This is a genomic window from Scopulibacillus darangshiensis, from assembly GCF_004341035.1.
Taxonomy (GTDB): Bacteria; Bacillota; Bacilli; order Bacillales; family Sporolactobacillaceae; genus Scopulibacillus; species Scopulibacillus darangshiensis.
In genome coordinates, this window is the sequence record NZ_SLXK01000021.1 from 24,286 (window position 1) to 50,416 (window position 26,131).

Consider the following 26,131-nt stretch of genomic DNA (forward strand, 5'->3'; position numbering starts at 1 on the left):
AGGATAATTATGAAAGAAAACTGGGAAAGGATGAAACCGGCTCGTCTACTATCTGTGCAAGAGATTGAAGAGATGCTGCAAGCTTTTATGCCAGGAAAAAGCCTTAAGTCTACTGAAGTTTTAGGTGGAGGCTTCAGCAATTCAAATTATAAATTGCAAATAGACTCATTAGATCATCCGTTGGTTCTTAGGGTATGCAACCAAAACATTTGCCAGGTTGAAGATGCCTTGCACGGCAGATTGCACAAGCACATGCCTGTTCCGGAAATCTATTATAGTGAATGTAATGGGGAAAAATCGTTTGCCGTTATGGAATGGAAGGAAGGGATTCAGCTTAAAGGTGTGATGTATAGCGGCGATGTTAAGCCGATAAGACAATCGGCTTTTTCTGCCGGCTATTGGCTGTCTGAAATAAGGAAACACATGTTCCCAAGATCCGGATTTTTCAATGGAGCATTAGACATAAACGAACCACTGAAAATAAAGCCTGATACTTTTCATACGCTCATGGAGCAATTTTTAATTGATGGTCATACAAGTCACTGGCTGGGAAGCGAGCTGACGAGCAAATTATGGGATTTTATCCGGACGAATAAGCACCTTTTGGAAGATATCGATCCTGCGCCTGCTCTTGTACATAGTGATTACAATGGGTTAAATATACTAGTCTCGGAAGATAACTCTCAAGTAACCGGGATTCTTGACTGGGAATTTGCATTCGCCGGCCCGGTCTATGTTGATATTGGCAACATGCTGCGGTATGAGAATATCCCTCATTTTGCCGAATTTGAACATGCCTTTATTGAAGGCTTGCAGTCGGGCGGTATCGTACTGCACGATGAGTGGAAAAAGGTCGCAAAGCTGGTTGACCTCATTGCCTTGTGCAGTTTGCTTAATAATCGTCACGGCGGAATCAATAGGGTCCGTGACATTAAGCAATTAATCACGCAAACGATGGAAAATTGGGGTGGTTATTGAAAAGCTAAAATGTTCAGCAACGAAAAAATAACTTATCAAAAAGCCCTATTATTTCAGTAATGGTGGGGCCGTTTGTTTTAAATAATACTGCGCTCATAATGCATATGAGCGCTTTTTCGCAAGAAGCCTTTAATTCAGTGGAGGGCATTGCAAGTTTTTCCTGAGGAAGTGTTATTTAGACCGGGCACATTGGAACTGAATTTTTCATGATAATTTTTTATGGATTGGATAAAAATAGCGCTAGGAAAGGAGGGATGTTCGAATGTCTATGAAAAAGTGGATAACGGTATCGGCTATGTTGCTTCTGACGATTGCACTTCTGGCAACTTCAGGCCCACTCAGTGCATTTGCCAAATCCGGCGCTTATAAAGAGACTATGGAGAAGACGAAAGCGATCGAAGTCGAGCTGAACGATGATTACTTTAATCCGAAAGTCATCACCATTCCCCAGGGAACACCGACAACGATCGTTTTGAGTAACAAAGGAAAAGAAGAGCACACCTTCACTGTGAAAAAGCTCGGCATTGACGCCGAGGTTGAGCCTGGAAAAGAGAAAACCATTACTGTGCAACCGAAAAAGCCCGGTACATACAAGCTGATATGCCGGTACCATTATAAAGAAGGAATGGTCGGGAAAATCGTCGTCAAATAACAAGCCAAAAAAAGCAGGGCCCGTGGGCCTTGCTTTTTGGGTTATTGGATTAAGAGCAGGATAGCAGCACAGAGTTTTAAACTACCAAAAATGGGTAATGATATGGTAATCTTATACATAGATTAGTAAACTGGCAATGACAGTCCGATAAAAATCCTAAAATCTTAATCAATGTCAGAAGAGGGGGCAAAAGAATGATCTTTGAGAAGGAGACAGCGGGGATTGAAAGCGTTCGTGTACTTGTTAATGACATGCTGCTGACTATGGAAAGCTCAGTAAAAAAACAAGAAGCCACTATTCATCTATAGAGGGAAACAGGGATAATAAGAATTACTCCAGCGTTTTTCGCAGGAATAGGCAACACTGCATTCTCGGTTACATCCGAATCGACAACGACTACCAGTTTAATTTTGATGGAAGCTATGATCCGGTTTGTCAACGGAATACAGTTAACGGGAAAGATTAACTTGAGGTGAAGGGAGAAAGCAAATGAACCTAGAACTGATGGATATTTTTCGCATGGAATATGACTTTAGTTGGGATACTGAGACCTGGTTTTTACCTTTAGAATCTGCTCTTAAGGGTTTAAATTCCACAGATGCAAGCTGGCAACCCCCTGGAGGAGGGAATACAATCTGGCAAACTGTGAACCATCTAAATTATTACAACTCCCTACTTGTTAGACAAATCAGTTGCACAACGCCTAGAAAAAAGGCATCTAATAACAAAGCTACATTTGGAGATGTCGGGGAACCAGCAGATTCTGAAAAATGGGAGGCAGTCTTGGCAGAAACACGCCTAATTTGTGAGAATTTGCGTAAATCACTAGCACAAGTTAATGACAGTCAGCTGGAAGAGGAACTTGTTGGGGGTCTGGCTCGTCAGATTTTGCACAACGTATACCATATAGGGCAAATTGTATTAATTCGCAAACAACAAGGCTCTTGGCCAAAGAAGCGAGAATAATTTGTATATTCCGCGGGAAAATATTAAGAAGTAAAAGGAGAACAAGAAAAGCACGTCCCCTTTTACTTACCTTTTTCCCTAATTCTATTCTTAATAAGCATGTCAGTCATTAACGATAAAAGGTTTTTCATTGTTTTCGATCCTGCTTTTGTTGCTTGTAAGCAGGCTAACAATGATTAATGCCAGCACCGAAAGAGGCAATGCGAACAGGACACTGTTCCAATCAAACGGCTTGTCTAAAACAACTTCCCAAAGAATAGTACCCACAGCCCCTGTTATCATTGAGCTCAAAATGCCAGCTTTAGTAGCCCTTTTCCACATCACTGTCGCCAAAATGGCCGGTGTCAGCGCGGCGCCATACATGGTGTAAGAGTACATTTGCAGCTCCAATACAGTCGGGAAATACATGCCCAGGACATAAGCGAGCACACCCACACCGATCACCGTAAAGCGATTGTACTTTAACAACTTTTTATCACTTATATCTTTCTTGCTGTATCTTTTAAATAAATCATAGATAATATTGCCGGAAGCAGACAGCAGGTAAGACGTAGCTGTTGTTATAATAAAGGCCACAGTAGCACATAAAACGATCATCCCTATCGGTAAAGGCAAACCTTTTATCGCCATATTTAATACTGCTGTATCAGGGGCAATGCTAGGAAATAAGACAATGGCTGACGTGGCAATAATGATGGTTAAGCTTATAACCAAACAGCTGCCGAGAAAAAAGCCGATTGTTGATTTTCTTGCAACGTTAGGATCTTTAGCCGCGCCAAAACGCTGATACATATTTTGGTCACCCAAAACTAGAAGGAATAAAGGCAAAAAGAAACCTAGAAGTTGAGGGACGCTAAGTCCGCCATTCCATGATTTTGTCGTTTCTGGCAAGGATGCAGCCAATCCTGAGAAACCATCAACTGAATGTAAAATAAAGGGGAGACCGAGCAAGAAACCGGCTACGATCAATAATGCGCTGATAGCATCTGTATATGCGACTGAGAACAATCCGCCGCTTACTGTTAAAAAAATGACCAATACGCCTATAATGATCGACCCGGTTTCTATTGGCAGCCCGGTTGTTATCTGCAAAACATAAGCTCCCCCGGTAAATTGATATGCTGTAATACCGATAAACGCCAACAAGATAATGATAGAGGATACTAATCTAGCAGCGGTTCCGAACCTTCTTTCGATCAATTCAGGCACTGTAAAAGCTTTGCCTGTTCTGATCTTTCCAGCCAAGAAGTATAGTACAATTGTGCCTACAATGCCGCCTGACAAGTTAAAAATGGCAGCAAAGGGGCCATACTGGTAAATAAAGCTTGCCCCTCCGACGACAGTTCCAGAACCTACAAACGTTGCCAAAAGCGTCCCGCTTACGATCCAGAGCGGCAAAGACCGGCCCGCAGCTATAAAGTCTTCATTGCCTTTTACAGATTTTCTGCTGAAATATACACCGATAAGCGCCATGATCAATAGGTAGGCCCCAACCCCAACTAAGTATGCATTCATTATTACCCCCGCCTTATCCATTTTGTGTTATAGAGTTAAAGCTTCTAATTCCTTAGGGTGATGTGTAATTAATTGAGAACCTTTCTTTGTAAGCACCACAGTGTCAGAGTGGCGGAACCCGCCAATTCCGGGCACATATAATCCAGGCTCAACGCAATAAACCATCCCTTCCTGCAGGATAAGGTCATTATCGTACCTTAAGGAAGGTTCTTCATGAAGGCCGATGCCAATGCCATGACCCGTTCTATGGATACTGTATTGTTCGACGTCAGCCTTTTTGAAAATTTGCCGCGCCACTTCATTCACTTCCTTCGCAGTAACGCCGGCTTTGATGACATCCAAGGCTGCTAATTGCGCTTCGGATGCGATTTTAAAGTAATCCTTTTGTTTTTCCGTCGGTTCGCCAACAAAAAATGTCCTTTCACACTCGGCGCGATAACCGTTAAGGCCGACTTGACGGCTATGAATGACAATGTCATTTTGTTCTAGTTTCCTTGTGTTCGAAAAAACATGCGGCAAGATGCTTCTCTTTAAGCCGGAAGGGGACATCACAAAGAAATCGAGTGTCGAATCGGGATGTTGCTGTGCCACTTCAGTAAACAAAGCATGGTTGCCAAATTGATCAAGTTCTATTTCAGTGATTCCTGCTCTTGCATTCTCGAGGGAAGTTTTAAGCGCCAAACTGACCAGACGTCCTGACTCTGTGATTAAATCAATTTCATCTTGATCCTTAATGTATCTCATTTTTGCAATCTCAGCATCGAGGTTTACGAGCTCAAGTCCCGCATCCCTCATGATATTCCCTAATTGAAGAGGCAGCGATGAAAATTCAACACCAACCTTTGTTCCTTGTGGATATGAGGAGATTAGCGATTTTAAGTATTCGATATGGGATCCCCCGTTGCCATCTTCCATGAAGGTCTCATGGTATACATATAGCTTGTCGGCTTTTGTCACCGTTTTGGCGTGTGTCTCTTCTAATGAAGGGACGATTAAGCTAAGACTATTATCATTTACGGCAAGAACAATCGGCCTTGAATAGGTAATCGCTTTTAAACCGCTAAAGTAAAATTGGTTTTCAAAATTTGTTATAACCGATAAATCTATGCCTTTATCCGCCATGATTTCTCTTAGCTTCTCTACTCTTTTCGTTGTATCCATAGTTTTTCACCTCGTGAAAATAGTATTATGATAAATACTGGATATCCTAGATGACAGCGCTATCATTAAAGGTTTCATAACTTGTCTCATTTTATGAAAAGTCAGTATTTATCATGTGTTACTATTGACTCTAATATAGTGAGGGTATGAATGCATTAGTTCAAGAGAACAAAAAATAGCCTGGTTTTTGTCCTCTCGTAAATTGTTCCGCTGCTAGATGTTCTTTTCTATCTCATACAATCTTAATGTTGAAGAGAAAAGCAAGTAGGTTTCCGGATCTTCAAAATTGACCCCTTTGTATAATTCCTTAATTTTGGATATTCTATATTTCACTGTATTTTTATGGACAAATAGCTGCTCTGCACTTTTCTTTAGACTAAAGTAGGTATTTAGATAAACAGCTAAGGTAGCGATCAATTCAGAATCAAATGTTTTATCGTGCTCGATCAATGGCGCCAGCAAACTTTTAGCAGAACGCTGTAAAATGTTCTTTTGGCTTAAAGTGAAAAGACATTTATCATAGCCCAAACTGTCCCACTCGTTGATCATTGTCTTTCTTGCTTTCCCAATTTCTAAGCCAAGCTTGGCCTGTTCATATTTCTCTTGGATACTATCAGCATTTGCACTTTCTGATTTTTCGCTGACACCGCAATAGACATCCTTAAATGTCTCACTTGAATCAGTTAGTATGTCAGAAAGACTTTTGCTCTTCAAGAAGCATATAATTTGATTGTCGTAAATCCATATTAAGGCGTCCGGTTCCCACTTTTCAACATGGTTATATAGGGCTTCGAATGCCCTATTTAAGGCAACCGAATTGTCAGTGGCAATTAAATAAATGTGGCAAGGTTGCTTAAAATGCGCTGAGAGATCATGAAAATTGATTGCTTCTTTTTTTGGCGGCTCTAAAATCGATTCAATGATTTTCATGTCCTTATTCTTTAGATACTTTTCCACCGAGTTGCGCTTTACCGAATCTAAAAGAAGTGCTGTCTTGCCATAATTAATAACTGACCAATCCGACAACGAAAAGTCATTTTCCATCCCAATAACTAATGCCCCATAAGAACTTTTGCTATCCATGATCGGCAGTGACTTAAAGGAATAGTGACCGCCATTTCCTGTTAATGGCTTATAATCTATTGTTATTTCTTCGCACATAGCATCCTTTTGTTCTAAAAGCAGCTTGTCTACAACGTCCTGGATGTCTGTTTTGCTAAAATAACTGGCAGACCAATATGATTTCATATTCAGTGACTTATCCAGATGGATAATGGGTAAATTCAAATGCTTTCCCATTATTGAAATGATATATTGTGAATCCTTATCCAAAGCCACCGCTCGTAACATACTAATATTCCTTTGTTCCAGCTCCAAACGGACTGTATTGGCATCTTCCATCAGCAGTTCACTGTAGATTTGCATAATTTGCTGGTACGACATGTCTTCAGGCAACAAAAATATAGGAAAATCATTAGCGTTCGAGAAATGAATGACCTCCTCCGGGATGTCCTTAATGAAAACAGTGTGGATGCCAATCGCACGAATTTCTTTTGATGACAACCACTGCAAATGTTCGATGATGTTTCCCGATTCAAGGAATGAGGTAAACGTAGTCAATATAACGCCATTCTTTTTTATCCGTTCGCTCCTAAGTGCAAATTCTTGAATGTTAATATATTCTAACGGCTTGTCCACGCCGCCTTGGCCGGATATTAGCCTTACATCGTACGGGTTAAGGTTTTCTAATAAGCGGTTGACTGTGATCATGTTTTGCACCTCGTTTTCTCCAAATTAGTTACATTTTCTAATTCGTGCTGTCCTCTAAAAATTGCTTGTCATAATTGTCCTTCTATTGTAATTCAAATCAGTTGTGAAATATGATGATGGGTTAATGGATTTAGCCATTTTTATGAATGGCCTTCCTAGTTATATTAAGGCTTATTTGCCGATTTCACTGTGAGGAAGTTGGGTAAGTAATGTTCGGATATGTTTAAATATTCATGCTTTTACTGTAAGATAACCTTATATTGAATAAGCTCCGACAAAATCTTTTTCTCCAGAACAGATGAGGTTATATGATTATTCTATCAATTAATACTATTGCTATTAAACTTGAAATGAACAAGGGGGGCTAATGGATGAGGCATACAGAACAGTGGTTAGAAAACATCCCGTTACCAGTAGTAGTAACAAATCATGACGGGGTTATCAGGCGATATAATTTTAGGTTTGCTCAACTTTTCGCAAAAAAGGCCGACGGGATTAACATACAAGAGTTGTTTGACCAATGGACATCTTATGAACACAACATTATTTCAGCCCAACTTGAGGGTAAACCTTACGCTCTGAATTGCAATGAATGTGAAGATGATGGACAAGCAAGCCTCTTTTATGTCGTTAACGATGGTGCTTATATCCAAAAAGTTCAACAAAAAATCCACGAATTAAGTCAAGTCAACCAAGAACTAGACGCAATCATCGAAGATTCATTTGATGTAATATATATTACAGATGGAGAAGGAAACACTTTAAAAGTAAATTCGGCAATCGAAACATGCACCGGTTTTTCTAAGGAAAATTTTATCGAAAAAAACGTAAGAACTCTTGTTAAAGACGGATATCTGAAAGATTCGGTAACTTTAAAGGTTCTAGAACAGAAGCAGACAGTCACTATCTTGACGGTCAATAACGCTGGTAAAGAAAGGTTGTCAACAGGAAAGCCAATTTTCAACGAAGAGGGGGAAATTGTAAGAGTTGTCACAAACGCCCGTAATTTTTCAGAACTGGATGAGGTCTATCAAGAACTGAGAAAGGCGTTGGAGTTAAATAATTACTACAAGAAAGAATTGGAGAAGTTAAAATCGAAGAATCGTCGGGATCCAGATGCGATTATCAAAAGCGCTGACATGTTAGAAATATTCGATTTGGGGGAACGGATTTCAGAAGTAGACGCTACCGTTCTAGTCCTCGGAGAAACGGGAGTAGGAAAGGATGTTTTGGCAAAACACATCCACCGTTCAGGTCGTCGATATGAGAATGGGAAATTTGTAAAGATCAATTGTGGCGCAATCCCGCATGACCTATTAGAATCGGAACTGTTTGGGTACGAAGCCGGGGCCTTTACCGGTGCCAAACGAACGGGGAAGCAAGGTATGTTTGAACTGGCAAATAACGGTACTTTGTTCTTAGATGAAGTAGGCGATTTGCCATTAACATTACAGGTTAAGCTGCTCCGGGTCTTGCAGGAAAAGAGCATTCAACGGGTTGGTGGAACAAAGATGATTGATGTAGATGTTAGATTGATCGCCGCCACGAACCGCAATCTCAAACAAATGGTGAAAGAAGGAGAGTTTCGTGAAGATTTATTCTATCGGTTAAATGTCATACCGATTCATATCCCTCCTTTGAGAGAACGGAAGGAAGATATTTTACCACTCGTTTATCACTTCCTTCATACGTTGAACACGAAATACTTAATGAAGAAGGAATTTGACCGGGGATTAAAAGAGTTTTTCTACAATTACAATTGGCCGGGAAATGTGCGTGAATTGTCAAACCTAGTGGAAAGACTGATTTTAATGGCTACTGAAGACGTCGTAACTGTGAAGCATCTTCCGGCTGAATATGGTCAACAGGAATATAGTGAACAAGAATATGGCCAACCGATACATGATCAAAAAGAATATGATCTAAAGGGTGAATATGAGAAGGAGATGACTTTAAAAGAAGCGAAAGAAATCGCTGAACGGAAGGTTTTGATCGCTGCCGTTCAGAGGTATGGCAGTACGTATGAGATAGCCCATAAGCTAAGAACTAGTCAAACGACGATTGTCCGGAAGTTGAAACAATATAAACTGCATGCCAATCAGTGACATCCACTTGTCGTTAAAATCACCCATCCCTACCAGTCTCCTATAAAAGGTAGTTAGCATAAATGAGTCATTTTTGGTTTGCGATTCAAAAAAAACTTACTGAAATGCCAAAAAAGCACCCGCAGGGTGCTTTTTTGAATTGTTTTGTTTGGCACACCAGTATAGACCATTAGGAGGAAGGTCCATCTACATTAAGAATTCTGTGTATTCTTGTTTTTTGTTAGTTGTTGAGCTGATTCTTCATTGTTGGCATGGAATTTGCAATTAGAAAGAGTGTAAGGAGGAGGGGGAAATGTATAAAAATTTGAAAAACATGTGCAAGTGTTTTGGGAGAAAAGTTTATTTTAAAGGAATTTAGATGGGAGGAAGTTAGATGAATATACTAGTTTTATTGAAGCAAACCTTTGATACTGAAGAAAATATAGTGATTGAAAACGGGCAGATTAGTGAAGAAAATGTTGAGTTTATTATGAATCCTTACGATGAGTATGCCGTTGAAGAAGCTGTAAAAATCAAGGAAGAAATCGGAGCAGAAATAACGGCAATTACCTTAGGTCCGTCACGGACGGCAAGTGCGTTGCGGACAGCACTTGCGATGGGAGCGGATCAAGCTGTATTGATCGAATGGGACGAACAGGAAGCTGATGAATGGACTGCTTCCAATTTGATCGCTGCGGTTGTCAAAAATCGTGATTTCGATTTGATTCTGGGCGGTAATATGGCCATTGATTCTGGTTCTGGGCAAGTGGCGATACGTGTTGCCGAAAAACTAGGTATCCCTCACGTATCGACAATTACGAAACTAACATTGAACGATGGGACAGCAACCGTAGAAAGAGATGTGGAAGGGGATGTGGAAATAGTCGAGATTCAATTGCCTTTTCTTGCTACTACTCAACAAGGGTTAAATGAACCACGTTATCCTTCACTTCCTGGAATCATGAAAGCAAAGAAAAAACCGTTGAAGACATTTTCTGTAGAAGAATTGAGTCTTGAAAATGAAGATGTGACAACGGCTACAGTGATCATTGATCAATATTTGCCGGCCAAAAAACAGGCAGGACAGATTTTAGAGGGAGAGCTTCAGGATCAGGTCAGTGAGCTCGTTCAAATTTTGCAAAATGCAGCCAAGGTAGTATAAAAAACAAAGGAGGGGAAGGACATGGGAAAAAGAGTATTTGTTTTGGCAGAAACCAAAGACGGAAAGTTAAGGCATGTATCATATGAGGCATTAACAGTGGCTCGACAGGTAGCCCAAGGTGGAGAAGTTAATTGTGTCTTGTTTGGCCCGAGTTCAGTAGATTTCACAGATGAAATCAGTAAGTACGGTGCAAACAAACTATATATTGTGAACGATAATCGGGTTGATATATATACTACGGATGCATACGTACAAACAGTAAGCCAATTAGTTAACGAAATAGAACCCGACGTTATACTTATGGGTCACACGGCGATAGGAAAAGATTTGGCACCACGGTTGGCTGCACGATTGAAGTTTGGATTGATATCCGATTGCACGGAAGTTGTTCCTGACGGTGATAACATCGTCTTTTCCCGTCCAATCTATGCAGGTAAAGCATTTCAAAAAAGAAGATTCCGTAAAGGTCTTGTATTTGCTACCCTTCGTCCCAACAACTTTGAAGCGTTAGAAAAGCCTACTAAAACAGAAGTGGTTTTATTTGAACCGACGATCAAAGATTTGCGAACGATTGTAAAAGAAATTGTCAAAAAAACAGCTGGTGGCGGGGATCTCAGTGAAGCAAAAATCATTGTCTCAGGCGGTCGTGGTGTGAAGAGTACTGAAGGATTTAAGCCGCTCCAAGAATTAGCAGATGTACTTGGGGGAGCAGTCGCGGCTTCAAGAGGGGCGTGTGATGCTGAATTTTGCGATTACTCTTTGCAAATCGGCCAAACAGGGAAAGTGGTTACCCCCGATTTGTATATTGCCTGCGGTATCTCGGGGGCCATCCAGCATCTTGCTGGTATGTCAAATTCTAAAGTCATCGTTGCGATCAACAAAGACCCAGAAGCTCCAATTTTTGAAATTGCCGATTATGGTATTGTCGGTGACCTATTCGAAGTTGTGCCGTTGCTCACAAAAGATTTTAAAAAAACACTTACGGTAAATGCATAAATAAAATTTGAAGACTTTATATTCATGCATTATATCAAATTTTTAGGGAGGAAACTCTATGAGAGAAGCGATAATTGTATCCGGAGTAAGAACCCCGATTGCGAGACTTGGCGGGGCATTAAAGGACCTTCATCCATCTATTTACGGCGGTCTCGTTATGAAAGAAGCACTAGATCGCGTCCAAATACATGGAGAAGAAGTGGATGATGTAATTCTCGGGAACTGTCTGGCCGGTGGCGGAAACGTAGCACGATTGACCGCGCTTGAGGCGGGGTTGCCAATGTCGGTAGCGGGACTTACGATTGACCGCCAATGCGGTTCGGGAATTAATAGTGTTGCACTGGCTGCTGACACCATCATAGCTGGGAACGGAAAGATCTTGATTGCAGGCGGAACCGAAAGCATGACGAGAACACCTTATTTAATGGAACCGCCAAGCAAGCCTTTTGACCGTGTCCCTCCTCGTCTTATCGGGAAACGCAGGCTTTCTCCTGAACAAATTGGGGATCCGCCGATGGGGATTACAGCGGAAAATCTAGTAACACAATATAAGATTAGCAGAGAAGAACAGGATCAGTTTGCTCTACGGAGTCAGGAGAACATGAAACACGCCGTTGAAAATGGACGTTATGAAGAACAAATTGTTCCCGTACCAGTAAAGAACAAAAAAGGTGAAACTGTACTATTTGAGAAAGATGAACATCCCAGACCGGATACGACAATTGACGGATTGGGTAAGCTCCGCCCGGTTTTTAAGGAAGGCGGAAAAGTAACAGCGGGGAATTCATCCGGTGTGAATGATGGGGCATCGGCTCTTGTGATGATGTCGGACAAAGAGGCTGAACGCAGAGGATTGGAACCGCTTGCTCGAGTCACAAGCTGGGCGGTAGCCGGTGTAGATCCGAACATTATGGGAATCGGTCCTGTTCCTTCTACCCAAAAGCTGTTGCGGAAAACAGGATTAAATCTGGACGATTTTGATTTGATTGAAATCAATGAGGCGTTTGCCGCTCAAGTTCTCGCCTGCGATCGTGAACTGCATTTTGATTGGGAGAAGGTAAATGTCAACGGTGGAGCCATTGCCCACGGACATCCGATTGCGGCTACTGGCGGAATGCTCGTAATGAAACTGGCGTATGAAATGAAACGCCGTAATGTGAAGCGGGGACTTGTGACAGCATGCATCGGCGGTGGGCAGGGAATTGCCCTTATGTTAGAACGGTAAATGTTTGGGGAGGGACTTTAATGGAGTTTCAAAACATTTTGTTGGAAAAAGAAGGGGAAATAGGGGTTGTCAAAATCAACCGTCCAGAAGTGAGAAACGCCCTGGACCCGTACACCGTGGAAGAAATCATAAACGCGGTGAAAATCTATGAACAAGATGAAAAAGTTGGTGTTATCGTATTTACCGGCGCCGGAGACAAATCATTCGCCGCTGGAGCTGATATTCGCAGACTTCAGGAAAAAAAGAAGCTTGATGCTTTCCTACCTGGGATGTCCGATGCATATAGAGTGATCGAAAACTGCAATAAGGCGACGATTGCGGCGATTAATGGTTTCGCTCTTGGTGGCGGTTGCGAACTCGCAATGGCGTGTGATATCCGTATCGCTGCTGAACATGCAAAGATTGGTCTTCCTGAACTTAATTTGTCCATTATTCCGGGTGCGGGGGGCACTCAGCGATTAGCGCGCATTATCGGAAAAGGAAGAGCCCTTGACTTGATTTTGACCGGAGAAATGGTGACAGCTGATCAGGCGGCAACTTATGGATTAGTTTCACAAGTGGTTCCATTAGAACAGTTGTTGCAAGCTGCAAAAAATAAAGCGGATAAAATTTTGGCAAAAGGACCTCTCGCAGTAAGAATGGCAAAACTTGCGGTAAATAAAGGATTTGACTTGGATATGGACACTGCCCTAATGATAGAAAAAATGGCTCAGGCAATTCTTTTAGAGTCAGAAGATAAACTAGAAGGTACACAGGCATTTTTGGAAAAAAGAAAAGCCGTGTTTAAAGGGAGATAAAGTCGATGTGAGGGATCCAAATCATCCCTCTCCCCCTTTGTATTTTGTGCACTAAAGTAGGTGAGGAATAACTTGTTTGTAAGGTTTGAGAGGGTGGAAAGTCATGTTAGAGTTGCTTAATTTTTTTCTCTTTCTATCAATAACAGCGTATGCTCTGTATATATTCATAAGTGTCGTCTATAACCGTATCATGTTGATTAAGCTCGGAAAAAAATCAAATTTGCGGAAAGATACAGCTCGCCGTATTAATGAAGTGCTCGTCAACGTATTTGGGCAAAAAAAGTTGCTTAAAGATACTAATAGCGGTATTATGCACGTCATTATGTTTTATGGATTTATCATTCTTCAATTAGGTGCAATTGAGTTAATTATAAAGGGATTAATAAAAGGGTACGAACTTCCAATAGGGTCTGCACATAAGTACTTTAGCTTGTTTCAAGAGATCACGGTCTTTCTTATATTATTGGCGGTTGGTTTTGCCTACTATAGGCGTTATATAGAAAAACTAAAGAGATTAAAAAGAGGTTTTAAATCTGGACTAGTCATTATCTTTTTATCGTTGTTGGTGATTTCCATTTTTATGTCATTAACCTTTGAACAGCTTTGGTTAGGCCATGGGGGTAGCTTATACACGCCATTCTCTTCTTCAATTGCCTATTTATTTACTGGAGTGAGTCAAACTGTTGCAGGTGTTCTTTTCTATATTTTCTGGTGGATACATTTACTCACTTTACTTGCTTTTTTAGTTTATGTTCCACAATCAAAACATGCCCACCTGTTGTTCGCGCCTGCCAATGTCTTTTTGAGGGATACAAAGCCGGCTGGCCAATTAACCTCGATCGACTTTGAAGATGAAACACAAGAACATTATGGTGTAGGGAAAATTGAGGATTTTAGACAGAATCAATTGATTGATTTGTATGCTTGTGTGGAGTGTGGGCGCTGTACAAACATGTGCCCAGCATCGGGAACTGGAAAAACATTGTCACCGATGGACCTAATCGTAAAAATGCGTGATCACCTGACGGAAAAAGGTGCCGTTATCACTTCTCGTACCTCATGGATGCCTGCTTTTGCATTCCAGCAATCCAACGCCGAAGTTGCAGCTACATCAGAAACATACGATACAAATTTGATCGGGGATGTTATTACAGAAGAAGAGCTTTGGGCCTGTACGACGTGCCGAAACTGTGAAGATCAATGTCCTGTAGCAAATGAGCATGTAGAGAAGATTATTGATATGCGCCGCTTTTTAGTTTTAACCGAAGGGAAAACGTCGCATGAGGCGACTCGTTATTTTCAAAATATTGAGCGTCAGAGTAATCCTTGGGGAATAAACCGAAAAGAACGGATTAAATGGCGTGAGGGACGAGATGATATTGATGTTCCCACAGTGAATGAAGTTGAGGATTTCGACTATTTATTCTTTGTTGGCTCTATGGGGTCATTTGACAACCGAAGTCAAAAAATCGCTCAATCATTCGCCAAAATCTTAAACGCAGCCGATGTGAAATTTGCGATCTTAGGGAATGAAGAGCGCAACTCAGGTGATTCTGCTCGTCGAATAGGAAATGAATTCCTGTTTCAACAGCTATGTCAAGAAAATATCGCCAATTTCCAAGCGTACAACGTCAAAAAGATCGTTACCATCTGTCCGCATACGTATAACACGTTTAAACACGAATATCCTGAATTCGGGTTGGAAGCGGAAGTTTATCATCATACAGAGCTGATTTGGAAGCTCGTCCAAGAGGGGCGAATTAAACCGACGAAGGAAGTAAAGGAAGCAACTGCTTATCATGATTCGTGTTATATTGGCCGATATAATGATATTTATGATATTCCGAGGCAAATCTTAAGTACTATCCCAGGTATTACTGTTCTTGAGTTAGACCGGAACAAGGAAAATGCGATGTGTTGCGGGGCTGGCGGAGGAATGATGTGGATGGAAGAAACACAAGGAAAGAGAGTAAATATAGAGCGAACGGAGCAAGCTCTTGGTTTAAATCCTACAACGATTGGGAGTAATTGCCCATATTGTTTAACCATGATGAGCGATGGAACAAAAGCGAAAGAAGTGGAAGATCAAGTTAAAACATTGGATATTGCTGAAATCGTAGAACGATCATTGGAATGTTAATAATGGCAGCTCAATAGTGAAAAATAACCTGAGATCATTAAGATTTCAGGTTATTTTTGTAATATTATAGGGCATTTATGAGTCGAAAAAAACTCAATAATTCAGAAATGTTTCAAAGTAATAAATATAATGCGGTATTTTAAGTTGATTTTGACTTGCATGAAGTTCCATCTATTGATTAAGAGCTTACTTTTAATAGTTTTAAAAATAAATGGCCAATGAAACCGTATGTTATAGAACGATAGATGAACGAGTTGCGTTTATTTTGTAATGTTGGCATCATTCTTGCAAGTGTAAAAGGTGAGGGGGAACAGGAAAGGTTGTTTTCTCGAATAAAGAAGATAAATACAAGGAGGAGCACATCATGATCGATTTTAGTTTAACAGAAGAACAAAAGGAGTTTCAAAAACTTGCGCATGAGTTTGCGAAGAAAGAAATTCGGCCGGTCGCTCATATTTATGATGAGTCGGAAGAATTTCCATGGGAAATCTTTCGAAAAGCCGCAAAACTGGGGCTGACTTCTTTTAAGTTTCCTGAAGAATATGGAGGCTTAGGAATCAATGATCCGGTCACCTCCATGGTGATTTCTGAAGAACTATATTGGGGATGTGCTGGAACTGCTGTAGCGATATTAGGTGGCACAAACTTAGCAGGAACATCAATTTTAGTCGCAGGAACAGAAGAACAGAAGAAAAAATATATTCCGATGTTTACTGATCCAGATAATCCAAAACTCGGTGCTATGGGGCTAACCGAGCCAGGTTCTGGATCTGATGTAGCATCAATGTCAACAACAGCTGTACGTGATGGAAATGAGTATGTGTTGAACGGTACAAAACAATTTATTACCAATGGAGGCATTGCCGATATCCATGTAATTTTTGCACAAACGGATAAGTCTAAAGGCTGGGATGGAATTGGTGCATTTATTGTGGAGAAGGGAACTCTTGGGTTACAGATGGGGAAAAAGGAACAAAAACTTGGCGTTAGAGCATCCCATACGGCTCAAGTCATCTTGGAAGATTGCCGGATTCCTCTGGAGAATCGTCTAGGTGGAGAAGAAGGTTCTCCCTCGTATATTACAGGGTTAGGTGCGTTGAAAATGTTGGAATCAACTAGACCGGGCGTAGGAGCAGCTGCTTTAGGTATTGCACGGGCCGCGTATGAATATGCACTGGAATATGCCAAGGAGAGAAAACAGTTTGGCAAACCAATTATTAAACAGCAAGCGATAGCCTTTAAGTTAGCAGACATGGCTACTGAAATTGATGCAGCTCGTTTACTTATATGGCGTGCCGCATGGATGGCGAAGAACGGATTGCCCTATCGCCGAGGAGAAGGAAGTATGTCTAAACTATACGCAGGTGATATAGGTATGAAAACAACAACGGAAGCGATTCAAATTTTAGGCGGGTACGGTTATATAAAGGAATATCCAGTCGAGAAATGGTTCCGCGATGCGAAAATCTATCAAATTTGGGAAGGAACGGCGGAAATCCAGAGATTAGTCATTTCACGTTTACTAGAGAAAAACGGTTAATAAAGGAGGGAATAATTTGAATAGACCGTGGCTTGGATTTTATCCGGAAAATGTTCCCTATGAAATTGAAATTCCGCCTTTGTCCGTATTTGATCTTTTGGAACGTACAGCTGAAGATTATCCAACCAATAAAGCTGTGATCGATCGAGACAAAGAGCTGACCTATGCCGAATTGAAACGTGTGACCGAACGTTTGGCTGCAGCTCTCCATTACCGGGGGTTTCGGAAGGGAGATCGACTTGCTTTAATGCTGCCTAATAGTATGGAATATGTTATTACCTATTATGCTGTCCATCGTTTGGGAGGTATAGTTGTCCAAGTAAACCCGATGTATCAGGTATACGAATTAGAGTATATTCTTAGAGATTCCGAAGCTGCATGGTTTGTCGGCCTTGAAGAGCAAAAGAAAAAGTTAGAACAGATTGGTTTTGCCCATAATCTTAAGGTTATTGCAGCTGATAGAAGAAAAGGCCAAAAGGATAGTCTGTATAGTTGGATTGCCGAAGAAAATAACGAACTTCCACCGCTTAATATTTGTCCTAAGGAAGACATTGCAGTACTTCAATATACTGGCGGGACGACGGGAAAATCTAAAGGGGTGATGCTTACTCATTCCAATTTAGTATGCAATATTTATCAAGCGTTTACATCTTTGGGAGGAATTATTCAAAGATCAGGTGAACGAATGCTTGGTGCCCCTCCGTTATTCCATGTATATGGGATGACAAATATGAATTTGGCTGTTTTTGCGGCAGCTTCATATATTGCTGTGGCAAAGTTTGAGGTGAATCAAGTTTTAGAGGTGATTCGGAAATATCGGCCCACAATGTTTCCGGGTGTTCCAACGATGTATATTGCTTTATTACAGCATCCGGATTTGACAGCGTCCGATATTGAATGCTTTAAATTCTGCAATAGCGGGTCAGCGCCTATGCCAGTAGAATTGATGCATGAATTTGAACGAAAAACGGGAGTTCCAATTCTTGAAGCTTATGGCTTATCAGAAACTTCCCCTGGTACTCATCGTAATCCGGTAACAGGCTTGAGAAAGCCCGGGAGTATCGGAATACCAATGCCTAACACTGATTCAAAGATTGTTGATATGGAAACAGGTACAAAGGAATTGCCTGTAGGTGAAGAAGGGGAGTTAGTTATTAAAGGTCCGCAAGTGATGAAGGGTTATTGGAAAAATCCAGATGAGACGTCGTCCGTGCTGCAGGACGGATGGTTTTATACCGGAGATATTGCAAGGATGGATGAAAATGGATATTTCTATATTGTAGGTCGGAAGAAAGACCTCATCATTGCCGGAGGCTACAACATATATCCGGTGGAAATAGAGGAGGTCCTTTATCAGCTTCCAGCAGTAGCAGAGGCATGCGTGTACGGTGCTCCAGATTCTTATCGGGGGGAGACTGTAAAAGCAGTAATTGTACCAAGAAAGGGAACAAATGTTACAGAAGAAGAAATTATTAATTGGTGTACAGAACGATTAGCGAAATATAAAATTCCCCGCATCATTGAATTTAGAGATTACTTACCGAAATCGACAGTCGGAAAAATTCTCCGGCGAAAATTGGTAGACGAAGAACGAGAGAAACTGCAATTTTGAAAACGATCATGGTAGAAAAGTAAATCATCCATAATTTGTAGTATCTCGAAGCGAGATATGAATGGCTAACGGGAATGGGAAATATAGAAACACTTGTTATGTTGATAGCAGTTGGAGAATGATGCTTTTAAATGGAGGTCTCATAGAAATGAAGAATAATAAGATTAAAAACATAGCGGTAATTGGTTCAGGAACAATGGGATCACAAATTGCAATGGTGTGTGCTCTAGGAGGGTATCAAGTTACATTGCAGGATATTAATGAAGACAGTTTGGCGAAAGCAAAACAGTCTCTTGAAGGTCATATGCAGCGTCGAATCAAGAAAGGGAAATTATCCGATGATCAAGTAAGTCAAGCGTTTGAATGTATGCGCTTTACTTCTTCCCTGGAAGACGCGGTAAAAGAGTCGGATTTTGTCATAGAAGCGATTGTCGAAAAATTAGATGCCAAGCGTGCGTTGTTTACGGAAGCAGATCGCTTGGCACCTGATCATACGATTTTGGCCACAAACAGTTCCCGTATTGTCAGTTCGGAAATTGCGGATGCAACGAATCGCCCAGAAAAAATTTGTAACATGCATTTCTTTAACCCGGTTTTAGTTATGGAATTAGTCGAAGTAGTGCAAGGGCCCCATACTTCAGAAGAAACTACTGAGATAACAAGTGAATTGATAAAGCGAATCAATAAGATCCCTATTCTTTTGAAGAAAGAGATTAATGGGTTTGTTGCGAACCGGATGCTTGGAAAATTGATGGACGAAGCCATTTACTTGTTAGAAAACGAGATTGCTAATGTTGAAGAGATTGATCTGGCTTGCACAAAAGCATTGAATCATCCAATCGGCCCTTTTGCTCTTATGGATTTAGTCGGAATTGATGTAGTCTTCAATGCAAGGGTGCAAAATTATGATGGGACGGGAGAAGAGTCGATGAAACCTTCCACGGTACTGATCAAGAAGGTTGAAAAAGGGGAGTTGGGTCGCAAAACAGGAAAGGGGTTCTATACTTATTCATAATCGCCGAAAGTGTGAAGGACAAGCCTTACATTCTATTTCTTAGATTCAGTTTCCGTTAACACCTATATAAGGGGGATTTTCCTATATGCGTTGGGGTATACTTGCCTTTTTGTTTGTAGCCATTTTTATAAACTTTGTTGATAAGTCTCTCATTGGGTACGCCGCTGGTCCGATCATGAAAGAGTTTAACCTTTCATATGTACAATGGGGACTAGTTGGCAGCAGTTTTTTCTGGCTTTTCTCAATTGCGGGTGTCTTTGGGGCTGGATTGTCTGATCGAATCGGATCAAAAAAAATGTTGAGTATTCTCCTAATGTCTTGGGCTGTTTTACAATTTGGTGCTTATGCTATTGTCGGTTTTCCGATCCTGATTCTTTATCGAGTTCTGTTGGGGATAGGTGAGGGGCCATTTACTCCTACAGGTTATGCACATTTAAAAAAATGGTTTCCTCCGCAATCACGTGGTATAGCATTTTCTATATTTAATTCGGGAGCAACGTTAGGTGCTTTAATATCAGCACCAATCATCGTTGCCATGATTGAGAACTTAGGTTGGCGTACAGCCTTTGCTTCTCTAGGTTTATTAAGTTTTGTTTGGGTAATCCTTTGGGTGTTGATAGCTAAAGAAAAGCCAAAAGGCAGTATGGGATGGAGTGAACCTTCATCACCCTCCGGCAAATTAAAGTGGTCGGAAATCTCTTCAATTATACTGACGCCTACTTGCATTCTTGTTTTATTTACATGTTTTGCAAGCTTCTGGTTTTCAACTTGGTCTGCCGTTTGGTTGCCTACTTATCTTGTTAAAGTCGTTGGGCTGACTCCAATGGAGATGGGATATGCTGCTGTAGCAATTGGAATAGCTGGGGCAGTTATATCAATCTTGGTTTCGTATGTTTCAGATCGTTTGTATAAAAAAAGTCGGAACAATAGAAAATCCCGTGTATTCATCGGAGCTATAACCATGATTATAGGTGCATTGTTTTTGTCTTCCTCCATGTTATCAAAATCAGCTGTCTTGACAGTCGCTTTATTATGTTTGTCAAAAGGGTTTATCGTTGCTGTGCTTGCAATTACACCACAGATTCTCATTCATTTGCTTCCTGAACGAAGTGGATTAATGTCAAGTCTTGGTACGTCATTTATGAATTTTTCAGGTATGATTTCACCGATTGTAAGCGGTTATCTTCTAAAATTAGCTGGCGATAATACAACTCTTGGGTTCAACTATACGTTTTTATGCAATATAGGTTTATTAGTGATTGTTGCAATTTTATTCAGTATCTTTGCTAGACCTGATAAACCGAAGAAAACAATGGGAACTTCAGCGGGAGTGTTTCAATAATCTAAATCGTTTAGAGGGTAATTAAAAAGGTAAGGAGAGGGAGGGTATTTTTTTGAAAGAAAAGGTTGTTATCGTTACGGGCGGGAGCAGTGGAATGGGAAAAGCAATGGCAATAAAGTTTGCAAAAGAAGGAGCGTTTGTCGTTATTACGGGTCGGACCTTGGAACGCTTGGAAGAAGCCAAGAAAGAAATAGAGCAGGTTAATGGACAAATACTTTGTTATCAAATGGATGTGCGTGATCCGGATAACGTTCACAATATGGTTCGTACAACGAAAGATACGTTTGGGAAAATTGACTTTCTTATAAATAATGCCGCCGGCAACTTCTTATGTCCTGCTGAAGAGCTTTCTAACAATGGCTGGCATGCTGTAATAGATATTGTTCTTAATGGTACGTGGTATTGTTCGCAAGCGGTAGGGAAAGAGTGGATTGCTAGTAATCAAAAAGGTAGCATTCTAAATATCGTTGCAACATATGCTTGGACTTCTGGAGCTGGAGTCATTCATTCGGCTTGTGCTAAAGCAGGTGTATTGGCGATGACGCGCACGCTTGCTGTCGAATGGGGATCGAAATACGGAATCAGCGCGAATGCTATAGCTCCTGGTCCAATAGAAAATACTGGTGGATTCGATCGTTTGATTCCGTCTTCTTCTGAAGCATATCAGCAAAAAATAAACAGCATACCTGCGAGACGATTTGGCCAACCGGAAGAGGTGGCTAATTTAGCTTATTTCCTCCTATCTCCACAATCAGATTATATTAATGGGGAATGTATAACAATTGATGGGGGACAATGGCTTAATCGAAAATAGTTGTTAAAGTCTAGATACGAGAAGGGAGAGAATCACCATAGAGGAACTTTTAGCGAGTACACACTACGGGGTTCGAACTTTGACACTAAATCGCCCCGAATGTTTAAATGCCATCAATGATACGTTAAGTTCACAATTGCAGCTAGCTTTGAAAGATGCGTCATCCGATGATGACGTTCGTGTGATTGTAATAACTGGTAAAGGGCGCGGTTTTTGTGCAGGCCTTGATCTAAAGGATCGTTCTGCTAGACTTCCGGAACGGAAAACTCGTCACAAGCAATTAGATGAATTAGGATGGGTTGGCCGTCAAGCAATAAGTTTAATCGAATGTGACAAACCAGTCATTGCTGCGATAAATGGTGTGGCTGCAGGAGCGGGATTAGCGTTAGCACTTGCATGTGATTTACGCTTTATGTCTGAAAGTGCGAAAGTTACAACAGGGTATATCCGTCGTGGATTAAGTCCTGATGCAGGCATGTGTTACTTTTTGCCTCGATTGGTTGGCCAAACGAAAGCGGCAGAAATGATCTTTACGGGCTGTGATATATTGCCGAATGAAGCTGAACAAATCGGACTTGTAAACAAAGTATTCTCTGATGAAGAGTTCGATGAACGTGTCATGACAGTTGCTAAAGAACTTGCAGAAGGCCCACCAATTGCATTAACTCTTTCAAAACGGCTTTTTAAAGCAAGTGAGGAAGTTGATCTGACAACATTGTTAAAGCAAGAACTTTCATCAATTAAAGCTTGTTTTGAAACGAAAGATGCAAAGGAAGGGATACAAGCATTTGTAGAAAAAAGAAAGCCCCTTTTCAAAGGTGAATAATGGTGTGCCATAAAATCGAGGAAATGACAGAATTACAGTTTGTTACGATTAAAACAGAATTATAAAAGAAGAAGTAAAGGAGGTAAGGAAGCTATGTGTTTTGCAAAACTAGTTTTTGCTCCGTTAAGTTATACAGGATGGGGAGCTTTGAAACAATTACTGACTGAAGTTGAAAAATACTCACCAAAGAAAATTCTTGTCGTAACAGATCCTATTCTTGAGAAGATAGGATTAGTAGAGAAAGTAGCTAAGCCCCTTAAAGAGGAGGGGTATGATATTACCGTATACACTGAAATTGAACCAGAACCACCACTAGAAATTGGTGAAAAGCTGGTGTCTTTTACACGTGAAGGTCAATTTGAAATGGTTATTGGTGTTGGCGGTGGGAGTGCTATGGACTTAGCTAAGTTAGCCGCCGTTTTAACAGTACATGAAGGGCCAGTGGCTCATTACTTAAACTTAACAGGAACAAAAAAGGTTAAAAAGAAAGGGTTACCAATGATCCTTATCCCTACAACTTCAGGAACAGGATCGGAAGTTACGAATATATCTGTCCTTTCCTTAGAGAATACAAAAGATGTGGTAACTCATGATTATCTTTTAGCAGATATTACAATTGTTGATCCAGAATTGACGGTCTCTGTACCTTCAAAAGTAACAGCAGCTACAGGAATTGATGCACTAACACATGCGGTAGAGGCCTATGTTTCTGTGAATGCAAGCCCAACGTCTGATGCATTAGCGATTCAAGCCATTCGTTTAATTGGGCGTTCACTGCGGAAGGCAGTAGAAAACGGAAATGACAAACAGGCTCGTATTGATATGAGTCATGGTAGTTATTTAGCTGGATTAGCATTTTTTAATGCGGGAGTAGCTGGTGTTCACGCATTGGCCTATCCTTTAGGTGGGAAGTTTCATATCCCTCATGGAGAATCGAATGCAATATTATTACCTTATGTCATGGGATATATTCGAAAAAGCTGTACGAAGAGAATGAAAGATGTTTTGGATGCTTTGGATGAGAGCTATCATTCTTTGTCAGAAGAGGAGGCTTCTTATAAGTGTATTGATGAATTTAAAAAGCTAATAGTTGATGTAGGAATTCCAAATACATTAAAAGGATTTAATATTCCCGAATCAGCAATTGATAGCTTAACTGAAGAAGGAGAGGGACAAAAGAGATTATTAGTTCGAAGCCCTTTACCATTGGAACGAGATGATATTTACCGGATTTATCAAGCCGCATTTGAAGGAGTAATCGTCGAACCTTGTCTGATAAAATAAGAATTTGAAAGCATGAGATTATTGAAACGATGAAAGAGGATAAAAATGTTTAAAACAACAATTCACCCACGTGTATCTGAAACCGACGCTTTAGGTCATATTAACAATACAACGGTTCCGGTTTGGTTTGAATCAGGTCGGCATGACATTTTCAAAATGTTCATGCCAAATCTATCATTTGATAATTGGAAGCTGGTCGTTGTAAATTTAAATATTGATTTTGTCAGCCAAATTTATTTTGGGAAAGAAGTAGAAATATTGACTTGGATTAAGAAAATAGGAAATAGAAGTTTTGTAGTTTATGAGGAGTTGTATCAAAATAATAACTTATGTGCAAAAGGAACTGCGACTTACGTTAATTTCAATCTTCATACACAAGAATCAGACCCAATCCCCGAGCCCATTCGTGTGCAGCTTGAGGCCCATATGTTAAATGAAAATGCAAAAGAGGAAGTATAAATTTTTTACCATAATTAGAAGAGAAGGGTGAAGTTATGACGAAATCAGATCTTCAACAAACGGTCGACGCAAAAAAAATATTTAGTGAAAAGCCCTCTCCATCGGAGTACTTATTAAATCATGCGAAACGATTTAATAAAAGAATTGAAAAAGTAACTGATGGCGTGTATTCCGCCATCGGTTATGCGATGGGGAATTGTATCTTGATTGCTACAGAAGAGGGGAATGTTATTGTTGATACGACTGAGAGCCTACAAGCTACCAAGGAAATAAGGGAGGAGTTTGATAAGATTTCACCTAAGCCGACGGTTGCCGTGATTTACACACATGGACATACCGATCATGTCATGGGCACTTCTGCTTTTTTAAATGGAGAAACAGAGGTTTACGCGAACCAAAAGACAAAAGAGTTCTTTGATATGCAATTTAGTCAGTTGCAAGACATACTTGGTCTTCGAGGAAGAAGACAGTTTGGGACACGTCTTCCTGAAGGATACGTCCCTTGTGCCGGTCTAGGCCCCACCCTTAGTATCGACAGGGGTAAACCTATCTTAGTACCCCCTACGAAAACATTCGAAGATTCAATGGCATTAAAAATTGGCGGAGTCAGATTTATTCTTGTTCATGCACCTGGTGAGACAGAAGATCAAATTTTTATTTGGCTGCCTGATAAAAAGGTATTAATAAGTGCCGATAACTATTATCCGTCATTTCCGAATCTATATGCTATCCGAGGTACGGCGCCGCGACCTGTGCATCAATGGATTCGATCGCTGGATAAGATGCGCGGCCTCGGTGCCGAATATATGGTACCCTGCCATTCGGAACCAATCCGTGGATCAGAAAGAATTGACGAATTATTAACGATGTATAGAGATGCGATCCAGTATGTTCACGATGCAGTTGTGAGAGGTGCAAACCAGGGTAAGACTCCTGATGAACTAGTAGAAGAAATTAAACTTCCGCCGCATTTTGATGACTACCCTGAGATCTTACAATTATACGGACAAGTGTCATGGTCGATTAGAGCGATTTATGAAGGATACCTAGGTTGGTTTGATGGAAATGCTACCAATTTGAGCTCACTTTCTCCAAAAGTTCGTGGGCAGAAAATTATTGATATAGCGGGTGGAAGTAATCGGTTACTTGAAGAGGGGAAGAAGGCGATAGAAACGGGAGAGTACCAGTGGGCAGCTGAAACTTCAGATATGTTATTGGCGGTTTCGCCGGAAAATACAAGCGCTTTGGAATTAAAAGTGGAAGCGTTATACAAGTTAGGGGAGTCGTCTCATAGCTCAACGGGCAGATCGTATTACTTTACCCAGGCATTAGAATTAGCTGGTGAACTTCCTATTAGACCAATTCCACTCAAAGTGAAGCTTGCAAATGCATTAGCAATGCCGTTGGAAACATTCTTTGAAAATATGTCTATACGCCTTGATCCTCATGCCAGTTTTGATAAATGGATTGCAGTAGGTTTTAAAATCACAGATACCAATGAAACGTATACAGTCATTGTCCGTCGTGGAATCGCTGAAGTTCGTGTAGGTTGTTCAGAAAAATCCGACTTGATTGTACATCTGCAGGGTGATTTGTGGAAGGAAATTTCTTTGGGAGCCATTAATCCCGAGGAAGCGATTAATGAAGGAAGTTTGAAAATAGAAGGAAATCTGGAATTACTCAAGGAATTTAATTCTCTGTTCAATGCGTGATTTGAGGAGGAGGTATAGAGAGCGGTTCACCTTGTGTGAATCGCTTTTGAAGCTTACAACGTTACCTTTAAATTGATAGGA

Annotated in this window: 21 protein-coding genes; 18 read left to right on the plus strand and 3 right to left on the minus strand. The window is 40.7% G+C overall.

The genetic code is table 11. From position 1 onward, the window contains the following. The first annotated feature begins 9 nt into the window (after nucleotides 1-9). The 3 genes from EV207_RS13900 (at nucleotide 10) to EV207_RS13910 (ending at nucleotide 2,596) form a co-directional block, all read left to right on the plus strand. A complete protein-coding gene (locus tag EV207_RS13900) occupies nucleotides 10-978 on the plus strand; it encodes a phosphotransferase family protein (RefSeq protein WP_132746762.1) in 969 nt (322 codons plus the stop codon). A 262-nt stretch (nucleotides 979-1,240) separates the two neighbouring features. Continuing rightward, complete coding sequence (locus tag EV207_RS13905; protein ID WP_132746763.1) at nucleotides 1,241-1,630, plus strand: cupredoxin domain-containing protein; 390 nt, start codon at nucleotides 1,241-1,243, stop codon at nucleotides 1,628-1,630. Nucleotides 1,631-2,119: 489 nt separating this feature from the next. After that, the gene (locus EV207_RS13910) at nucleotides 2,120-2,596 is read left to right on the plus strand and encodes a DinB family protein (protein ID WP_132746764.1); all 477 of its coding nucleotides are present in this window, start codon (nucleotides 2,120-2,122) and stop codon (nucleotides 2,594-2,596) included. A gap of 102 nt (nucleotides 2,597-2,698) precedes the next feature. Here EV207_RS13910 and EV207_RS13915 read toward each other — a convergent pair whose 3' ends face one another. The 3 genes from EV207_RS13915 to EV207_RS13925 form a co-directional block, all read right to left on the minus strand. After that, a complete protein-coding gene (locus EV207_RS13915) occupies nucleotides 2,699-4,111 on the minus strand; it encodes a sodium:solute symporter family protein (protein WP_132746765.1) in 1,413 nt (470 codons plus the stop codon). A gap of 27 nt (nucleotides 4,112-4,138) precedes the next feature. Beyond that, a complete protein-coding gene (locus EV207_RS13920; RefSeq protein WP_132746766.1) occupies nucleotides 4,139-5,272 on the minus strand; it encodes a M24 family metallopeptidase in 1,134 nt (377 codons plus the stop codon). Between the two features lie 213 nt (nucleotides 5,273-5,485). Further along, complete coding sequence (locus EV207_RS13925) at nucleotides 5,486-7,042, minus strand: helix-turn-helix domain-containing protein (RefSeq protein ID WP_243647083.1); 1,557 nt, start codon at nucleotides 7,040-7,042, stop codon at nucleotides 5,486-5,488. 371 nt (nucleotides 7,043-7,413) lie between these two features. Here EV207_RS13925 and EV207_RS13930 point away from each other — a divergent pair, with 371 nt between their 5' ends. From EV207_RS13930 to EV207_RS14000, 15 genes are all read left to right on the plus strand, one after another. Continuing rightward, nucleotides 7,414-9,147, plus strand: coding sequence for a sigma-54 interaction domain-containing protein (locus EV207_RS13930; protein WP_132746768.1), 1,734 nt, complete (start codon nucleotides 7,414-7,416; stop codon nucleotides 9,145-9,147). Between the two features lie 373 nt (nucleotides 9,148-9,520). After that, complete coding sequence (locus EV207_RS13935; RefSeq protein ID WP_132746769.1) at nucleotides 9,521-10,288, plus strand: electron transfer flavoprotein subunit beta/FixA family protein; 768 nt, start codon at nucleotides 9,521-9,523, stop codon at nucleotides 10,286-10,288. A gap of 21 nt (nucleotides 10,289-10,309) precedes the next feature. After that, nucleotides 10,310-11,284 carry an electron transfer flavoprotein subunit alpha/FixB family protein gene (locus EV207_RS13940; protein WP_132746770.1) on the plus strand — a complete coding sequence of 325 codons (975 nt, stop codon included), beginning with the start codon at nucleotides 10,310-10,312 and terminating at the stop codon, nucleotides 11,282-11,284. 58 nt (nucleotides 11,285-11,342) lie between these two features. Next, on the plus strand, nucleotides 11,343-12,509 hold the full coding sequence (locus EV207_RS13945) for a thiolase family protein (protein ID WP_132746771.1): 1,167 nt from the start codon (nucleotides 11,343-11,345) through the stop codon (nucleotides 12,507-12,509). Nucleotides 12,510-12,529: 20 nt separating this feature from the next. Continuing rightward, on the plus strand, nucleotides 12,530-13,306 hold the full coding sequence (locus EV207_RS13950) for an enoyl-CoA hydratase/isomerase family protein (protein WP_132746772.1): 777 nt from the start codon (nucleotides 12,530-12,532) through the stop codon (nucleotides 13,304-13,306). 103 nt (nucleotides 13,307-13,409) lie between these two features. Continuing rightward, nucleotides 13,410-15,446 carry a (Fe-S)-binding protein gene (locus EV207_RS13955; protein WP_132746773.1) on the plus strand — a complete coding sequence of 679 codons (2,037 nt, stop codon included), beginning with the start codon at nucleotides 13,410-13,412 and terminating at the stop codon, nucleotides 15,444-15,446. 367 nt (nucleotides 15,447-15,813) lie between these two features. Next, nucleotides 15,814-16,986: an acyl-CoA dehydrogenase family protein gene (locus tag EV207_RS13960; protein WP_132746798.1), complete on the plus strand. Its 1,173-nt coding sequence runs from the start codon at nucleotides 15,814-15,816 to the stop codon at nucleotides 16,984-16,986. Nucleotides 16,987-17,002: 16 nt separating this feature from the next. Then, the gene (locus tag EV207_RS13965; protein ID WP_132746774.1) at nucleotides 17,003-18,598 is read left to right on the plus strand and encodes a long-chain-fatty-acid--CoA ligase; all 1,596 of its coding nucleotides are present in this window, start codon (nucleotides 17,003-17,005) and stop codon (nucleotides 18,596-18,598) included. Nucleotides 18,599-18,746: 148 nt separating this feature from the next. Continuing rightward, nucleotides 18,747-19,613, plus strand: coding sequence for a 3-hydroxyacyl-CoA dehydrogenase family protein (locus tag EV207_RS13970; RefSeq protein WP_132746775.1), 867 nt, complete (start codon nucleotides 18,747-18,749; stop codon nucleotides 19,611-19,613). A gap of 85 nt (nucleotides 19,614-19,698) precedes the next feature. Then, complete coding sequence (locus EV207_RS13975; RefSeq protein WP_132746776.1) at nucleotides 19,699-20,955, plus strand: MFS transporter; 1,257 nt, start codon at nucleotides 19,699-19,701, stop codon at nucleotides 20,953-20,955. A gap of 52 nt (nucleotides 20,956-21,007) precedes the next feature. Beyond that, nucleotides 21,008-21,769: a 2,4-dienoyl-CoA reductase gene (gene fadH, locus EV207_RS13980; RefSeq protein ID WP_132746777.1), complete on the plus strand. Its 762-nt coding sequence runs from the start codon at nucleotides 21,008-21,010 to the stop codon at nucleotides 21,767-21,769. A gap of 37 nt (nucleotides 21,770-21,806) precedes the next feature. Next, nucleotides 21,807-22,595 carry an enoyl-CoA hydratase/isomerase family protein gene (locus tag EV207_RS13985; protein WP_279389196.1) on the plus strand — a complete coding sequence of 263 codons (789 nt, stop codon included), beginning with the start codon at nucleotides 21,807-21,809 and terminating at the stop codon, nucleotides 22,593-22,595. 93 nt (nucleotides 22,596-22,688) lie between these two features. Next, nucleotides 22,689-23,879, plus strand: a complete 1,191-nt coding sequence (locus tag EV207_RS13990) for an iron-containing alcohol dehydrogenase (protein ID WP_132746779.1) — start codon at nucleotides 22,689-22,691, stop codon at nucleotides 23,877-23,879. 45 nt (nucleotides 23,880-23,924) lie between these two features. Next, the gene (locus tag EV207_RS13995) at nucleotides 23,925-24,338 is read left to right on the plus strand and encodes an acyl-CoA thioesterase (protein WP_132746780.1); all 414 of its coding nucleotides are present in this window, start codon (nucleotides 23,925-23,927) and stop codon (nucleotides 24,336-24,338) included. A gap of 35 nt (nucleotides 24,339-24,373) precedes the next feature. Then, nucleotides 24,374-26,050, plus strand: a complete 1,677-nt coding sequence (locus tag EV207_RS14000) for an alkyl sulfatase dimerization domain-containing protein (RefSeq protein WP_132746781.1) — start codon at nucleotides 24,374-24,376, stop codon at nucleotides 26,048-26,050. Nucleotides 26,051-26,131 lie beyond the last annotated feature (81 nt).

Excerpts from the sequence above, each read along its gene's own strand:
- EV207_RS13900 (WP_132746762.1), top strand. The coding sequence starts at position 10 with ATGAAAGAAAACTGGGAAAGGATGAAACCGGCTCGTCTACTATCTGTG.
- EV207_RS13905 (WP_132746763.1), top strand. The coding sequence starts at position 1,241 with ATGTCTATGAAAAAGTGGATAACGGTATCGGCTATGTTGCTTCTGACG.
- EV207_RS13910 (WP_132746764.1), top strand. The coding sequence starts at position 2,120 with ATGAACCTAGAACTGATGGATATTTTTCGCATGGAATATGACTTTAGT.
- EV207_RS13915 (WP_132746765.1), bottom strand. The coding sequence starts at position 4,111 with ATGAATGCATACTTAGTTGGGGTTGGGGCCTACCTATTGATCATGGCG.
- EV207_RS13920 (WP_132746766.1), bottom strand. The coding sequence starts at position 5,272 with ATGGATACAACGAAAAGAGTAGAGAAGCTAAGAGAAATCATGGCGGAT.
- EV207_RS13925 (WP_243647083.1), bottom strand. The coding sequence starts at position 7,042 with ATGATCACAGTCAACCGCTTATTAGAAAACCTTAACCCGTACGATGTA.
- EV207_RS13930 (WP_132746768.1), top strand. The coding sequence starts at position 7,414 with ATGAGGCATACAGAACAGTGGTTAGAAAACATCCCGTTACCAGTAGTA.
- EV207_RS13935 (WP_132746769.1), top strand. The coding sequence starts at position 9,521 with ATGAATATACTAGTTTTATTGAAGCAAACCTTTGATACTGAAGAAAAT.
- EV207_RS13940 (WP_132746770.1), top strand. The coding sequence starts at position 10,310 with ATGGGAAAAAGAGTATTTGTTTTGGCAGAAACCAAAGACGGAAAGTTA.
- EV207_RS13945 (WP_132746771.1), top strand. The coding sequence starts at position 11,343 with ATGAGAGAAGCGATAATTGTATCCGGAGTAAGAACCCCGATTGCGAGA.
- EV207_RS13950 (WP_132746772.1), top strand. The coding sequence starts at position 12,530 with ATGGAGTTTCAAAACATTTTGTTGGAAAAAGAAGGGGAAATAGGGGTT.
- EV207_RS13955 (WP_132746773.1), top strand. The coding sequence starts at position 13,410 with ATGTTAGAGTTGCTTAATTTTTTTCTCTTTCTATCAATAACAGCGTAT.
- EV207_RS13970 (WP_132746775.1), top strand. The coding sequence starts at position 18,747 with ATGAAGAATAATAAGATTAAAAACATAGCGGTAATTGGTTCAGGAACA.
- EV207_RS13975 (WP_132746776.1), top strand. The coding sequence starts at position 19,699 with ATGCGTTGGGGTATACTTGCCTTTTTGTTTGTAGCCATTTTTATAAAC.
- EV207_RS13990 (WP_132746779.1), top strand. The coding sequence starts at position 22,689 with ATGTGTTTTGCAAAACTAGTTTTTGCTCCGTTAAGTTATACAGGATGG.
- EV207_RS13995 (WP_132746780.1), top strand. The coding sequence starts at position 23,925 with ATGTTTAAAACAACAATTCACCCACGTGTATCTGAAACCGACGCTTTA.
- EV207_RS14000 (WP_132746781.1), top strand. The coding sequence starts at position 24,374 with ATGACGAAATCAGATCTTCAACAAACGGTCGACGCAAAAAAAATATTT.